The organism is Olleya sp. ITB9 (assembly GCF_001315805.1).
Lineage (GTDB): Bacteria > Bacteroidota > Bacteroidia > Flavobacteriales > Flavobacteriaceae > Olleya > Olleya sediminilitoris.
This window is the reverse complement of record NZ_BCBW01000014.1, coordinates 67,987-83,403: the sequence shown is the minus strand read 5'-3', so window position 1 is coordinate 83,403 and position 15,417 is coordinate 67,987. Positions and strand designations below refer to the sequence as shown.

The following is a 15,417-nucleotide window of genomic DNA, read 5'->3' as shown; positions in this document are numbered from 1 at the left end:
CTTCTTCTTTAGCTTTTTGTTGTGCCAAACGTGCAGCTTCAGCATCAGCTTCTTCTTTAGCTTTGTTTTCTTTTAAATTGTTTAACTCAGCTAGTCTCTCTGCTTTAAGATTTTCTCTTTCTTGTAATTTCGCTAATCTTTTTGCTTCTAATTCAGCTTTTTCTAGTTTTTTTCTTTTAGCAACAGCTTTACGATCTACTTTTACTGTTGATGTTCTTTTATTTTTTCTAGGATTTCCGGACAAAAGACTACTAATTTCATCATCACCACTATAATAGTAGCGTTTTTTGTTTTTAAACCTATAGGCTAGTGATATTTCATGTGATGGACCAAAATCTGTTAAGTCTCCAATAGCTTTTTCAAAATTGTATTCAATTGCTATTTGATTTGTAATATTTAAACCTAATCCTGCAGATGCACCATATAAAGTGTTATATCCAATTTGTCCCCAAATACCTTTAGGAACAGTCCACATTGCTAAACCAGAGATGATAGTTTTATCTTTTGTAAACTCAGACTTTATCAAACCAGAAAATTTGGTTTCGTCAAAAAAACCACGTGTATCAAAATAACCTGTATACATTAAATGAGCTTGAATACCTTGTTCGGGATTATCTTCAAGCATTAGGGAAGTTTGCAAATTATAGGCTACTATATTTTTTAGAGAAACACCAAAATCAAAAAAACCAGTACCATAATTAATTCCTGGATTAACGGTTAATAAGAAATTTTCTGGAACATTTTCAATTGATGGATCATCAAAATTAACAACAACACTTCCTGTATTTAAACCACTTTTGTATGCACCAATATTAAGACCAAAAGTTAGGTTACTATCTCTGTCTAATTCTACATTATAGGCAAAATTTAAAATCCCTCCAAATGTTGTTAGTACACCATAATTTTGCTGAAATACTCCTATTCCTGCACCAATATTTTCACCAAATCTTCCGGAATAACTAGCCAAATAGGTTAGGGGAGCGTTTTCAAACTGAACCCACTCACGTTTATTAGATATACTAATATATTTATTTTGCTCTCTTACAAAACTAAATGTAGGATTTATTGTGTAACGATTAAATGTTAATGAGTTTCTTAAAGGCATATTGAATGCAACAATCCCATCATCTACCTGAGATAATGAGACTTGAAATGTACATATACATAAAAGTAAAATTAAAAAATACTTATTCATTTTATTTTATGATGGTTATCGAACCTTTTTTTACTTGGTTATCTGATGTTGTAATAATGTAATAAAACACCTTGTTTATATTAGTTAGTTCAAGATCGTTTTCTGGCCAATTATTTAAATATTCATTAGATTGAAAAACGACTTCACCACGGTTTGTTAGAATTGTTATTTGGGTATCAGAACCAGCAGTGTATTCCTGTGGTATTATCCATGTATCATTAATATTATCTCCATTTGGACTAATAAGGTTTGGGATTTTATCAATATCTGGAAAAGGATTAAAAGGCTCAATTATTGAGAAAAAGAAAGACACAGAAGTCTCACAACCTTGAGTTTCTGTGACTATTATTTCGTAATCACCTAATTCTGTTGCATTAAAGTTATTTTGTGTAACACCAGATATTATTTGACCGTTTAGAAACCATTGATATTCTGGTGATATAGCAGTGTCAGATAGAATTACAGATAAAGATTCTCCTTCAGCTAATTCGTTAGTGTCATCAACATTAATAGCTCCAATAAATTCTTGGCTATCTAAAATTATTTCACCTGCTCCAGAGCATCCTCCTAAATCAACTTGTACAGCAAATGTTCCAGACTCAGTAGTTTCATAACTTTGCTCTGTTGCGTCTGGAATTATAATGCCATTCTTGTACCATTGGTAACTGTTTCCGTTAACTGTACTTAATACTGTTGCTCCTTGATCTGGACAAAAGTTCGTACCTAAGCTAGAACTTATTTCTATATTTGTTACGCCTGATGTTGATTCACTAATTGTTACACGGTTAGAAAATGAATCTGATGTACAACTACCATAATTAGTTTCTACAAAATATGTACCTTCTTCATCTACTGACAAACTAGATCCCTCACCAACAAACTCTGATGTCGTTGGACCAGTTTCTCTATACCACAAATAAGTTAATGATGGATAAATTAAAGGTGAAATATTATTACCTGTCCCTGGATTGTCGATGGTTAATAAATAACTACTACCAGAACAATAAGCTGCTGTAGATACTAAATTATTGATCGTAAAAGGAATGTCGTGTAATTTATAATACGCAGCAAAAGGATCTGAAGGGGTACTTGTTGCTACAGGAGCACTACTTTTTATACGAATTCTGTATCCTTCACCTGCAGTATTTTCTGGAAACTGAAAGTTTAAAGTAGCAGGAGATGTTATAACTTGTCCTACTTCTGTAATAAAAATATTAGTAGGATTACTAAAATCTCCATTAGAATCTGACAGTTCTATTGTAAATTGATTAGAAGCCTCAACACTTTCATCTGGTGCAAAAACAAAAGTGGCAGAAAAAGTATTAAAACCCTCATTTGCACAAGCTTGACTAAAACCTAGTTGTGGTTTACTAATGACTATTTGTGCGTTAGCTGTATTTAAAACAGTAATTACAAACAAACTTACTATTAAATATAGCTTTGAATTTTGGGAGATGGTTTGCATTTGGTTGGTCAGTAATCTTCTATACTATATAAATAATATTTATGTTAATAAATTAAATACCTGTATTATTAGTTATCTGTCTTAGAGGCAGCAATTTTATTTATGATTAATCTATAATCAGGTCTATCTGTACTTTGAGCATCAATAAAAGTTTCGCTATCTGGTCCTTTAGAGTAAACATTATTAAATGCACGACTACCATACCAGTTTTCTAAATCTTCATTTACAGTTGTGTTTTTAACGAAGATATTACCTTCACAATTATTAAAATAAGTACTAGTAAATTGAATCTTATCAAGACTCTCACTATTAACTCTAATTTTACTATCTAAATATACTGCTGGTTTAAATCCTGAAATAACACTTTTATCAATACTAAAATTAGCGTCTCTACCTATAAATATTGCTTCATTTACTAATCCTACTTGAATATCATAACTTAAATCTTTACTAACATTAATTAATGTTAAGTTTTCTGCTGTTAGTGTAGTATTGATTTCTGCAAAAGCTTCATCATCATCATTATTTAATGCATATATACATCTTGAAGCTTGAGCACCTGAAATGTATGGAGATTTTACAGCTAATGAGTTCATTAACCTACACTGAGCACCATTACTAACTTTAAAATCATTAGCGCTTGATTTGTATGACACAAACTTTTCTAATTCTACTTGGCCTCCTTTGACACTAAAAGAGTTACCTCTACATAAACTAACCATAATATTACTTAATATGGTTTCACTACCAACTCCAGCTAGAGTTAATCCATTAAAATAACCATATTCCTTTGTTCTTTTTCCAGCATATTCGATTCGAACATATTCCATTACTCCTGAATTACTTTCTGGATTATCACCTCCGTAAGCAATATTTTTTGAATTAGAAGAGCTTAAACCATAATTTAATCTTTCAGAAATACCTTCTTTTGTGGTTGGAGCATCACCTAGAATAAAAATACCACCCCAGTCTCCTGGTTTTTTTAAACTTTGACTTGAAGTAAAAACTATTGGATCTGTACTTTCACCAACTGCCATAATTTTAGAACCATTAGTTATAGTCAGAGTAGCTTTAGTTTTGAAATCACCAATAATTACTGTTCCAGGTTCTATTGAAAGTGTTGTACTATCTGTTACAAAGACATCACCCATTAATATATACGTGTTTCTTTTAAGTAACTTAGTGTCTTTTGTTATATCACCACTGATTATCTGATTAGGCTTTCTGTAATCAGTTTTGTTAGGCGTAAAATCGGTCCAAGGATTCAACCAATTATCAAATCCAGTAATACCTTTTTCTTGTTGTGCTAGTGCATTACTAAAGATAAACATTAGTAATATTGAGGTAAAAAGTAGTTTTTTCATAATGTTATTTCATTTAATGAATGACTAATTAATTTGTATTAAAATCAAATATAAACATAAAAATCATTTAAAATGCGTTTTTTTACGTTAAAATGTAAATTCACATCTAAAACCGAACGAATTATACTTTGTTATTGAACGATTATTTGATGTTAAAGTTCTAATTTAGTCCACTTTAAAGTCGTCATAAGTAAATAACGATTTAATAGTTTGTTCATAAAACAGTATTGCAGTAATAATATTACTTGTGTCAGAATATGGTAAAATTAACCTTTGAAAATCTACTGTTCTGTCAAAATACTCAACAGAAGCTTCTTGATTTGCTTCAAGTGTTTTTTTGTTTTCTTTAGTTTCTGGTATACCAACTGATGCCATTGTTACATTAGGTTTTGTTGCAAAAGCAATATTAGGTAAAATATTAACTAATACTTCGATACGTTGAATGTATAAGGTTAACAATTGACCTTTCTGTAATTTGTTAAGTTCTTCTAAAGTATGATATTTGTTAATACTTACTTTCCCCGAAATTAATCTCGGTGAAGATTTTTGCGCATAGCCAATAGAGACTATTATAAAAAATATAACGGTTAATAAAGTAGTTTTTGTTTTCATTTGTAAGGTATTTAATGTGTAATGATGAAACAAATCTATATAAATAATTAAAATAAACAACAGAATTCAGTTTTTTTTTGTTAAATCAGATTCTGTGTAGCGTAAAATAATCAGTCAAACGACTTATTTCGGGGTTAAAATGCATATATTTACGATGAATCACAACCGGTTCAATTCATCTTTTTAAAGCTTTAAATAATGTGTATTATATACATAAGTTATTTTGTTTCAATTAACTAATGCAAAGATAATACCATAATTTGTTAAAAAAAATCTAATACACAAATGTTTTCTAATGTTGCTATATAGTCGATGACTTTGCATATAATTCGGATTAACAGTAAAACAAGGTGTTTTTTCACAATATACACAACTAAGTGCTTGATATTTATGTAATTATAAGCTATTTAAAAATATCAAAAATTATGATATTTTTAACATTTATTCATTAAAACAAAAAAAATAAAAAAAAAATATTTTTTTTGATAAAATAAACAAACAATCTTTTTTGTATTAAAAATATGACGATAAAAATGATTTAATTACCCTAATAATAGGATGAAATTAATTCATATTCAACAATTACAATAGTTCAATTTTTTTGATTTTTATATGATTAATTAAATTTCTTAGTAATTTTATTAAAAACTTTTCCTTGATTTTTAATTCTTGATATTATTTACATAAAATGAAAATATACGAAACACTTATCATAGGAGGTGGACAAGCAGGCTTCTCTGTAGCGTATTTTTTGAGGAGATACAAAATTGATTATTTAATATTGGACGATCAAGATAAAGCTGGAGGTTCGTGGTTACAAACATGGGATAGTTTAAAATTATTTTCTCCTACACAATTCAGTTCTTTATCTGGTTGGGCAATGCCAAAAGGAAATAAAGAATATCCAAGCAAAATGGATTTTATTAGATATATGGAGCAATATCAAGCCCGTTATAAATTTAATATAGAACGTCAAACTAAAGTATTAGAAGTGTATAAAATGGACTTTGGTTTTAAAGTTAAAACTAAAACTGGTTATTATTACTGCAAAACATTAGTTAGCGCAACAGGCACAGCTCAAAATCCGTTTATACCTAAATACACTAATAAAGAACAATTTTCCGGTACCATGTTGCATTCTTCTAATTATAAAAATGCTGATACTTTTAAAAACAAATCTGTTTTAATTGTAGGAGGAGGGAACTCTGGATCTCAAATTTTAGCAGAGGTGTCAAAAGTTGCAAATACACAATGGGTAACAATGACTGAACCAAGTTTTTTACCAGATGATATTGATGGACGTTATTTATTTAATGATGCAACAGATAAGTTTTATGGTAAATTAGGTAAAACTAAAGCGGGATCAAAAACATCTTTAAGTGACATAGTAATGGTCCAAAGTGTAAAAGAGGCGAGAAATAGAGGTATATTACATGCTAAAAGACCTTTTAAAGCTTTTTATAAACATGGAGTTATTTGGGAAGATGATACAAAAACTAAGTTTGATGTAGTGATTTGGTGTACAGGATTTAAAGCTAACCTAAAACATTTACAAAAGTTAGACATTATAGAAAACAATAAAATTGAAACAAGCTATACACAATGTAAAAAACTACCTAACTTATGGTTAGTTGGCTATGGTAGTTGGACTGGTTTTGCATCTGCAACTATTTATGGTGTTGGCAAAACTGCTAGACATACCGTAAACAATATCGTTTCGTTATTAAGAACTTAAATTAAGTAAAAACATTTATCAATTCTATGACTAGAAAAGATACATTTTAATAACGTTTTTTATAAAAATTCAACCAAAAAAAGCCCATTAAAACTTATGTTTAATGGGCTTTCAACTATTACATGTAATAATTAATTATTTTTAGAAGATCCTTTAAATCTGTAAGTAATACCAAAATTAACACCAAAAGAAGAATAAGGTACTTTTTGAGATAACTGTTTAGAGCTATCTGTATTGTTGTTTGGTAAGTTGTCTACGTATGTTGTTTTTTTATTTACACCTTCTGGTAAGTTATCTATAGTATATAAACCTGCTTGAGCAACGGTACCATCTGGTAAGAATAAATCTGTATTAAATTCAGATAATTCAGAATCTTTACGCTTTAAGCTAATTCCATAATATTCCGCTTCTACAAATAAATTTAAATTATTATTTATATTAAACTTGTAACCTAAAGCACCAACAAATCCTAAAGGGAAGTGACCATGAAAGTCTTCTTTATAGTTAGTTTCAGTATAAGATCCTTGAGGTAATCCAAACGCATTAGCTTCTGCTTCAGATAAAACTTGTTGTCTGTAAACAACAGCTTCTGTTTTACCTCCAATTTTTACTAATGCTCCAAAACGACCGTAAAGGTTATCAGTAAACTTATATACTAAAGCTAAAGAACCTCCAAAAGCACGAGATCTTGCTACAGCGTCTATTTCAGTACCAGGTATGCTTACCATAGACACATCCTGATCATCACCATTAAGGTATCCAACACTTAAATCTGCACCAAATGATTCGTTAAAATAATATGTACCTCTTAGTTGTACATTTACACCTTCACCATAACTACCATAAGAGTTTTCTGTTTGAGAAATATTAATGCTTTCTCCTAATTTCATTTCTGCACTTCCAGCAGCATAACCTGTACTTACAGATAACTCTAACTGAGCCAATGAGATTGTACTAATTAATAATGCTGCAAACACTAAGTATACTTGTTTCATAATTTGAGTTTTATTTTTGTTAAATTAAAAATGACCAAAATTTTAGCTTTCTAACTAAAATTTAAATCGGCTGCAAATATACTTTTTTTGTTGACTTTTCTTAATATTACCCTAAAACTATTATGTTAAAATGCCAATGATAGTAAGACTTTCCGAGAACCATCTGATTGTCAGCATGTATATACTAGACTAAAATTAATATATTGACTGATGTTTTGTAAGAAATCACTTTAATGGATGTAATAATCCAATTTTTATTACTAAAAAATTATTTAAAAAATAATTTGAGAGCTATTTTTTAATAACATAACGTCAAAAAGTTAATTTTAATATCAAATCAATATTTAGGCTGTTTTTAAACATGTGTTTGATTTGTATTTTAAACTTCCTGATAATTGTGTATTTATTTTTTTTAGGATAGAATCATGAATATTGAAAATATGAAATTCACATATAATTCAATATTAATAATGTAATATGTTATATTAGCGTATTTAACACGCATAACATGCAACAATCTATACAACTTTCTGTTGATGCTGTTGTTTTTGGATATGAATCTGGAACAGTATCTGTACTTTTAATTAAAAGAAAATATGAACCTTTTAAAGGTCAATGGGCTATTCCTGGAGGTTTTGTTTTAAATAAGGAATCTTTAGAGGAAGCTGTCCAAAGAGAACTTAAAGAAGAAACAGGCTTAGAGATTAATTACCTAGAACAGTTATATACTTTTGGTAATCCTGATAGAGATCCTAGAAATAGAGTAGTATCTGTTGCATATTTTGGATTAATTAAACCTAGTGCATTTAAAATATTTGCTTCAACAGATGCTGAAGCAGTACAATGGTTTGATATTAATGAATTACCAAATTTATCTTTTGATCATGATAGTATCTTAAAATTGGCTATCAATAGGTTACAAAATAAAATGACCTATGAGCCTATTGGTTTTGAATTATTAGATAATAAATTCCCTTTCTCTGATATCGAAAAACTTTATAGTTCACTTCTTGGTAGAGCTATAGATAGAAGAAACTTTAGAAAAAAACTATTAAGTTTTAATATTTTAGACGAGTTAAACGAGAAAACATCAAAAGGATCTGGTAGACCTGCTAAATTATTTAAATTCAATAAAAAAAGGTACTTCAAACTAAAAGAAGAAGGTATCATTTTTGATATATAAATCAATTAAAAACTATTTGCGTAAAAAAAACACAAATAAATTTGTTTTCAACATTTAAGCGCTATATATTTGTGTTATAATTACGCAAATTAAATTATTATGAACGGATTACTATTAACTGACGGTTATAAAACAGGACACCACCAACAATATCCAAAAGGAACAGAAGAAGTGTATTCTAATTGGACACCAAGAAGTAATAAATATGCACCTAAAGGTTGCGACAAGGTATTATCTTTTGGTCAGCAATATGTGTTTAAATGGTTACATGATTATTTTGAAGATAATTTTTTTTCTAAACCAAAAGCTCAAGTTTGTAATGAGTTAAAAGAAGAATTGTCGTTGTATTTAGGTACAGATTATGATGTAACACATTATGAAGAATTACACGATTTACAATATTTACCTATAAAAGTAAAATCTTTACCTGAAGGTGTAGAAGTACCAATTAGAGTACCTATGGTAACTGTCGTGAATACTGATAAAAAATTCTATTGGATAACTAATTTTCTAGAAACCATATTATCTACAATGTTATGGCAACCAATGACATCTGCTTCAATAGCATTACGTTACAAAAGAATATTTAAAAATTGGATTCTTAAAACGGATAAAAATAATTTAGCCTTTATTGATTTTCAAGGACATGATTTTTCAATGCGAGGGATGGGAGGATTGCAAAGTGCTATATCTTCAGGTATGGGCCACGCTTCTGTTTTTTTAGGTTCAGATACATTGCCAATAATTAGTAGTTTACGTAACTATTATAAAGCAGAAGGTTTTGTTGTAGGCTCTGTAAATGCTACTGAACATTCAGTAATGTGTGCAGGTACAAAAGATGACGAAATAGGAACTTTTAAAACTTTAATGAATACTTATCCTACTGGAATTCTATCTGTAGTAAGTGATACCTGGGATTTATGGAAAGTTTTAACTGACTATTTACCAATATTAAAAGACGACGTTTTAGCTAGAGATGGAAAATTAGTTATAAGACCAGATAGTGGAGATCCTGTAGATATTATTTGTGGTGAAGCAAGTGAGTTAGGAGGTAAGCTACCAAAAGATAAAGGTGTAGTAGAATTACTTTGGGACATTTTTGGAGGAACGGTAAACGATCAAGGATTTAAAGTTTTAGATAGTCATATAGGTGCTATTTATGGAGACAGTATTACAACTGAAAGAGCAGAAAATATTTGTCAGCGTTTAAGCAATAAAGGTTTTGCAACTAGTAATGTGGTTTTAGGTATAGGATCATTCACCTATCAGTTTAATACAAGAGATACATTTGGATTTGCAATGAAAGCAACTTCAGTAGTGGTTAACGGAAAGCGAAGAGAGGTTTTTAAAGATCCAATTACAGATGATGGTGTAAAAAAATCTGCTAAAGGATTGATAAAAGTAGACTTAGTTGATGGTGAGTATGTTTTGGTAGATCAGGTTACTCCTGAAGAAGAGAACAAAGGTGAGTTACAGGTAATTTATGAAAATGGACAGTTTTTAAATCCAATTACTTTACAAGAAATAAGAGATAGAGTGAATAAAACTTTATAGTTATGGAATACGAAATAAAAAAATTTAAAGACGGACAAGTAACTGCCAAAATTATTGAAAATGGTGATTTGGAAGTTAAAATCCGTGGTAATAGTTATGAAGATTTATTTGCTACTGCTGCAATAAAAGAAGCTTGGGATGCAGAAAATACAACAAACAAAAAAGCCATAGCGACATTAACCATTTACTGTTTGATAGGTCAACGTTCTGACAGACGTTTTAATAAAGGTGAATCTTTTGATTTAAAAGTTGTTAGTAATTTTATAAATACAATGCAATTTGATAACGTTTCTATTTTACATCCTCATAGTCCAATATCATTGGCTTTAATAAACAATTCAGATAAAATTTCACATTTTAAATTTGTAGAAAAGGCTTATAATTTAATAGGAAAACCAGTATTAGTTAGTCCAGATGCTGGTGCCTATAAAACTACCCATGACATTGCAGAAAAACTAAATGCAGATTTGGTTCCTTCTAATAAAGTAAGGGTTGATGGAGCACCTCTAATTAGTATTCAAGGAGAGGTGAATAATAAAGAATGTTTAATTGTTGATGATTTAGCAGATGGTGGCAGGACCTTTAAGTTTTTAGCGGAAGCTTTAAAAAAACAAGGTGCCTCTAAAGTGTTTTTATACGTTACACATGCTCAGTTTAATTATGGTTTTGATGAATTAAAAGAAACAATTGACCATATTTATTGTACCAATAGTTATAAAGATATAAATGATGACTTTGTTACTCAATTTAAAATTTCAGCATTTAATACATAAAATACCTGTTGCCTGAGAATCGCGTATTTGAAAATTTTAGTACAATTATCCAGAATATTAAAAATATAAAAAAGCCAATTTGAAATTAATCAAATTGGCTTTTCCTTTATTTCTATTTTAAAACATTAATTAGAAATCACTTGTTTTACAATTTTACCATTATTTGTTGTTAAGCTAATAAATAGCATTTGATTTTCTGTTCCTGTTAAATCTACTTTAATTACATAATCTTGTGATGCTTTAGTTTTTAAATTATCTATTTGTTTTATTAAAGTTCCTCTAACGTCAAAAATTTCAATCTTAACAGAAGTATCATAAGGTGTAGAATATTTAAGATTTAAAATACCTTTAAATGGTACAGGATATATATCTAAATTAATAACTGCAATTCTTGATGGTGTTCCATTACTACAAATATCTCCAATACCATCTTGATTACTATCTAATTGATCTGGATTGTAATAATAAACACAATTATCTACACAATCTGCAACTCCATCTTGATCTGTGTCTTCAAATCCTTCGTCAATAAGTCCGTCATTATCATTGTCAATTCCGTCGCAAACTTCTTCAATAGTGTCTCCTTCACAAACATCTCCAATACCATTATTGTTTTCATCCTCTTGATTTGGATTTGCTATTAAAGGACAATTATCTACGCAATCTGCAACGCCATCTTGGTCTGTATCTTCAAATCCTTCGTCAATAAGTCCGTCATTATCATTGTCAATTCCGTCGCAAACTTCTTCAATAATGTCTTCTTCGCAAACATCTCCAATACCATTATTGTTTTCATCCTCTTGATTTGGATTAGCTATTAAAGGACAATTATCTACGCAATCTGCAACTCCATCTTGGTCTGTATCTTCAAATCCTTCGTCAATAAGTCCATCATTATCATTGTCAATTCCGTCACATACTTCTTCAGTTGTGTTTTCTTCACAAACATCTCCAATACCATTATTGTTTTCATCTTCTTGATTTGGATTTGCTATTAAAGGACAATTATCTACGCAATCTGCAACGCCATCTTGGTCTGTATCTTCAAAACCTTCGTCAATAAGTCCATCATTATCATTGTCAATTCCGTCACATACTTCTTCAATAGTGTCCTCTTCACAAACATCTCCAATACCATTATTGTTTTCATCTTCTTGATTTGGATTAGCTATTAAAGGACAATTATCTACGCAATCTGCAACTCCATCTTGGTCTGTATCTTCAAATCCTTCGTCAATAAGACCGTCATTATCATTGTCAATTCCGTCGCAAACTTCTTCAGTTGGATCTGGGTCTTCTAAATCTATAATTGCATCAAAAGGGTAGGAGTGGATTTCTCCTGAGTTTTGTAATAATACCTCTGCAATTATTTGTCCGTCAATATTAGAGTTGCTTTGGTTGTAAAAATTGGCATTAGGAGCATAAATTGTACCATATATTTGTGCACCTCCTGTGTAATCTATTGTAGTACTAACATTTGGAAAGTTATATAATATAGAAGAAGCATACTCTAATGGGCTTCCAACAATATTTGGCCAGCTATTTATAGTTACCACTTCAGGATCACTACTACTATCTGTAATATTTACAATAAAAGGTGTTGAAGAAGAAGGTGTAATATCTATGAATTTAATTTCGCTTAATTGATTAAATTCATTAACCGTAAGATTTATAACGTTGGTTTGATTGACTGTTAAATTAACCCATAATTTACCAGAATTAAGTTCATTTTCATTCCATGTAACATTAGTTGCTTGGGCTTCTAAAATATCCGAAATAGAAGTGAATTGATTAAATGCACCTGTAAAATCTATTTGTGGGTTATCAGAAATAGACGCTGTCTCTTGATTGGTTGATAATTCAATTTTTGGATTACTATTAAAAGTCCCATCTAAATACGTAATTCTTGTATTTATAGGTGTGTTATTATTATCAACATTAAAAATACTACTTGTAGATAAATCACCTATTTTAATATAATTATTATCTAAAATGTGTAATTGTCCAGACACATAATTGACTTGTTGATTAACAACCAAAGCTGTAGGTTGTGCATCATTATTAAAATAGTTTACACCTCCAAAAATATTAAAACTACCATCTATGGTAAAGCTTCCACCTACAGCCCATGAGCCTTCAGATTCTGTTCCCATAGCAATAGCATCTCCAGAAGTAAAGACAGTAAAGTTATTAGCAGCTTCAGTAGGATTGAGGGGTTCATTTTGTGCTATTAGTGTAGCACTAACACTTGAAAAGACTAAGCCCAATGTAAAAAAATTGTGCTTTAATCTACTAAATTGTAATTTTTTTGTTTTCATTTAATGGTTGATTTGGAATTATTTATAGTTTATTTTTTAAGTTAAATTTACTAAAATTTTAAAGCTTCTAATTGTAAAATAGTATCAGTCCAACCTTTATCCTTTAAAAGTTGAATTGCTATTTTGCTACGTACTCCCGATTTACAATACACAATTAAGTCTTTATTTGTATTGATTTCATTGAATCTATTGGGTAATTCTCCTAATGGAATATGTTGTCCACCTATATGATGAATAGCCCTTTCATTAGCTTCTCTAACATCCAATAAATTATATTTTTCAGGATTTTGATTTAATTGTTTTATTGTGATACTTTGAAAACCTTGCTTAACTAAACCACAACTTAAATCATAATTTGAATCTAAAGTTTTAATAGCTATAGCTGCATTCTTTTTAAAATCTAGCAGTAATTGTGTCATTGTAAGGGCATTAAAATTGAGTAACTTACCTGATAAAATATTTCCAATATTGCAGATTATTTTTATGACTTCGTTAGCTTGAAAGCTACCAATTATACTAGGTAAAACACCTAAAACACCAATTTGAGAACAATTAGGAACAGTGTTTGGATTTGGTGCTGTTGGATACAAACACCTGTAAGTTGGTCCGTTTTGATAATTAAATACTGAAACTTGACCTTCAAATTTAAAAATAGAACCAAATACAACAGGTTTATTAGTTAAAACTGCTGCATCATTAACCAAGTAACGTGTAGGGAAATTATCACTACCGTCGACTATGATGTCGTACTTAGAAAATAAATTCATCACATTTTTTGATGTTAACTTTTCTATATACGTTTGAAAGGTTACAAATGGATTTAATTTTGATAATTTTTTTATAGATATTTCTGCTTTAAATTTGCCAATATCATTATGTGTGTATAATATCTGACGTTGCAAATTACTTTGATCAATAGTATCATGATCGATAATACCAATAGTACCAACACCTGCAGCTGTAAGATATTGTAAAATAGGACATCCTAAACCTCCAGCGCCAACAACCAAGACTTTGGCTTGTTTTAATTTTAATTGTCCTTTTATTCCAATTTCATCTAAAATAAGATGACGATCATATTGTTTTTGTTCTTGATTTGATAGTGTCATTATTCCCAATTATTTGACCAGTCTTTCCAAACGACTTCCAGTCCTTTATTTTTTAACATTTCAGCAATTGCTTCAGTAGATCTTTCATCAGATATTTCAAACTGTTCTAGGGATTGAGGATCTACAGCATAACCACCAGGATTTGTCTTTGATTCTGCACTAATAGAGGTAATTCCTAAATTGACAATATTATTTCTAAATATTTCGCTTTCTCGAGTAGAAATAGATAGTTCTACGTCTTCATCTAACAACCTAAAAGCACATATTAATTGTACTAAATCTGGATCTGTCATTTCTACTTTAGGTTCTAATCCACCAGAATGTGGTCTTAATCTTGGAAATGAGATAGAATATTTTGTTTTCCAATAAGTTTTTTGCAGATATCTTAAATGTAAGGCTGTAAAAAAGCTATCAGCACGCCAATCCTCTAAACCAAATAAAGCACCTAATCCTATTTTGTGAATTCCTGCTTTGCCAAGTCTATCTGGTGTATCTAATCTAAAGTCAAAATTAGATTTTTTACCCTTAGGATGGTGTTTTTTATACTCGTCTCTATGATATGTTTCTTGGTATACTAAAACAGCGTATAAACCATTATCAATTAGTTGTTCATATTCTTCTTGATGTAGTGGTTGAACCTCGATAGTGATATTAGCAAAATGTGATCGTATTAATTGTATGGCATTGCTTATATAGCTAATGCCAACGGTTTTATTAGCTTCACCAGTGACTAACAATATATGATCATACCCTTTAGATTTAATATACTCAACCTCTTTTAAAATTTCAGTATTAGTTAAGGTACGTCTCGCAATTTTATTAGTCATACTAAAACCACAGTAGGTACAAATATTTTGACACTCGTTACTTAAATACATTGGGGAATACATTTGAATGGTATTACCAAAGCGTTTTTTAGTTAATTGCTGACTTAGCTGCGCCATTTGCTCTAAAAAGGGTTTAGCTGCAGGAGATATTAAGGCTTTAAAATCTTCTAGATCTCGTTTAGTTTTGTGTAACGCATGTAAAACATCGGTTTCGGTTTTATCAAAAATGCTTTTTAGAGTTGTATCCCAATCATAAGTATCAAATATGTCTTTAAAATGACTCATAA

The 15,417-nt window shown here is 29.8% G+C and carries 12 protein-coding genes; 4 read left to right on the top strand and 8 right to left on the bottom strand.

Translation table 11 applies throughout. The features are described 5' to 3' along the window. The 4 genes from ITB9_RS03085 to ITB9_RS03070 all read right to left on the bottom strand — a co-directional run. Positions 1-1,195, bottom strand: a 1,195-nt coding sequence (locus ITB9_RS03085) for a PorP/SprF family type IX secretion system membrane protein (protein WP_148638351.1), incomplete at its 3' end; no start/stop codon positions are given. A 1-nt stretch (position 1,196) separates the two neighbouring features. After that, entirely contained in the window at positions 1,197-2,660 is a 1,464-nt protein-coding gene (locus ITB9_RS03080; RefSeq protein ID WP_054851098.1) for a gliding motility-associated C-terminal domain-containing protein, read from the bottom strand. Between the two features lie 68 nt (positions 2,661-2,728). Beyond that, positions 2,729-4,024 (bottom strand): hypothetical protein, encoded by a 1,296-nt coding sequence (locus tag ITB9_RS03075; RefSeq protein ID WP_054851097.1) that lies wholly within the window; start codon positions 4,022-4,024, stop codon positions 2,729-2,731. Positions 4,025-4,189: 165 nt separating this feature from the next. Continuing rightward, positions 4,190-4,636 carry a hypothetical protein gene (locus tag ITB9_RS03070; RefSeq protein ID WP_028289981.1) on the bottom strand — a complete coding sequence of 149 codons (447 nt, stop codon included), beginning with the start codon at positions 4,634-4,636 and terminating at the stop codon, positions 4,190-4,192. Positions 4,637-5,324: 688 nt separating this feature from the next. Between ITB9_RS03070 and ITB9_RS03065 the strand changes: the two genes are divergently transcribed. Then, positions 5,325-6,371, top strand: a complete 1,047-nt coding sequence (locus ITB9_RS03065; RefSeq protein ID WP_054851096.1) for an ArsO family NAD(P)H-dependent flavin-containing monooxygenase — start codon at positions 5,325-5,327, stop codon at positions 6,369-6,371. A 131-nt stretch (positions 6,372-6,502) separates the two neighbouring features. On the opposite strand, the gene ITB9_RS03060 is transcribed toward ITB9_RS03065, so the two are convergent. After that, positions 6,503-7,366, bottom strand: a complete 864-nt coding sequence (locus tag ITB9_RS03060; RefSeq protein WP_054851095.1) for an outer membrane beta-barrel protein — start codon at positions 7,364-7,366, stop codon at positions 6,503-6,505. Positions 7,367-7,874: 508 nt separating this feature from the next. Here ITB9_RS03060 and ITB9_RS03055 point away from each other — a divergent pair. The 3 genes from ITB9_RS03055 to ITB9_RS03045 all read left to right on the top strand — a co-directional run bounded on the left by ITB9_RS03055 (position 7,875) and on the right by ITB9_RS03045 (position 10,876). Further along, positions 7,875-8,549: an NUDIX domain-containing protein gene (locus ITB9_RS03055; protein WP_054851094.1), complete on the top strand. Its 675-nt coding sequence runs from the start codon at positions 7,875-7,877 to the stop codon at positions 8,547-8,549. A gap of 99 nt (positions 8,550-8,648) precedes the next feature. Beyond that, positions 8,649-10,103, top strand: a complete 1,455-nt coding sequence (locus tag ITB9_RS03050; protein WP_054851093.1) for a nicotinate phosphoribosyltransferase — start codon at positions 8,649-8,651, stop codon at positions 10,101-10,103. 2 nt (positions 10,104-10,105) lie between these two features. After that, on the top strand, positions 10,106-10,876 hold the full coding sequence (locus ITB9_RS03045; protein ID WP_054851092.1) for a phosphoribosyltransferase family protein: 771 nt from the start codon (positions 10,106-10,108) through the stop codon (positions 10,874-10,876). A gap of 125 nt (positions 10,877-11,001) precedes the next feature. Here the strand turns inward: ITB9_RS03045 and ITB9_RS03040 are convergent, their stop codons facing one another. Genes ITB9_RS03040 through thiH form a run of 3 tightly spaced genes read right to left on the bottom strand, consistent with a single transcriptional unit; the run spans position 11,002 to position 15,415 of the window. Then, positions 11,002-13,194 carry a collagen-binding domain-containing protein gene (locus tag ITB9_RS03040; RefSeq protein WP_054851091.1) on the bottom strand — a complete coding sequence of 731 codons (2,193 nt, stop codon included), beginning with the start codon at positions 13,192-13,194 and terminating at the stop codon, positions 11,002-11,004. 50 nt (positions 13,195-13,244) lie between these two features. Beyond that, positions 13,245-14,303, bottom strand: a complete 1,059-nt coding sequence (gene moeB, locus ITB9_RS03035; protein WP_054851090.1) for a molybdopterin-synthase adenylyltransferase MoeB — start codon at positions 14,301-14,303, stop codon at positions 13,245-13,247. Next, the gene (gene thiH / locus ITB9_RS03030; protein WP_054851089.1) at positions 14,303-15,415 is read right to left on the bottom strand and encodes a 2-iminoacetate synthase ThiH; all 1,113 of its coding nucleotides are present in this window, start codon (positions 15,413-15,415) and stop codon (positions 14,303-14,305) included. Before thiH ends, moeB begins: the two co-directional genes overlap by 1 nt. Positions 15,416-15,417: the final 2 nt, after the last annotated feature.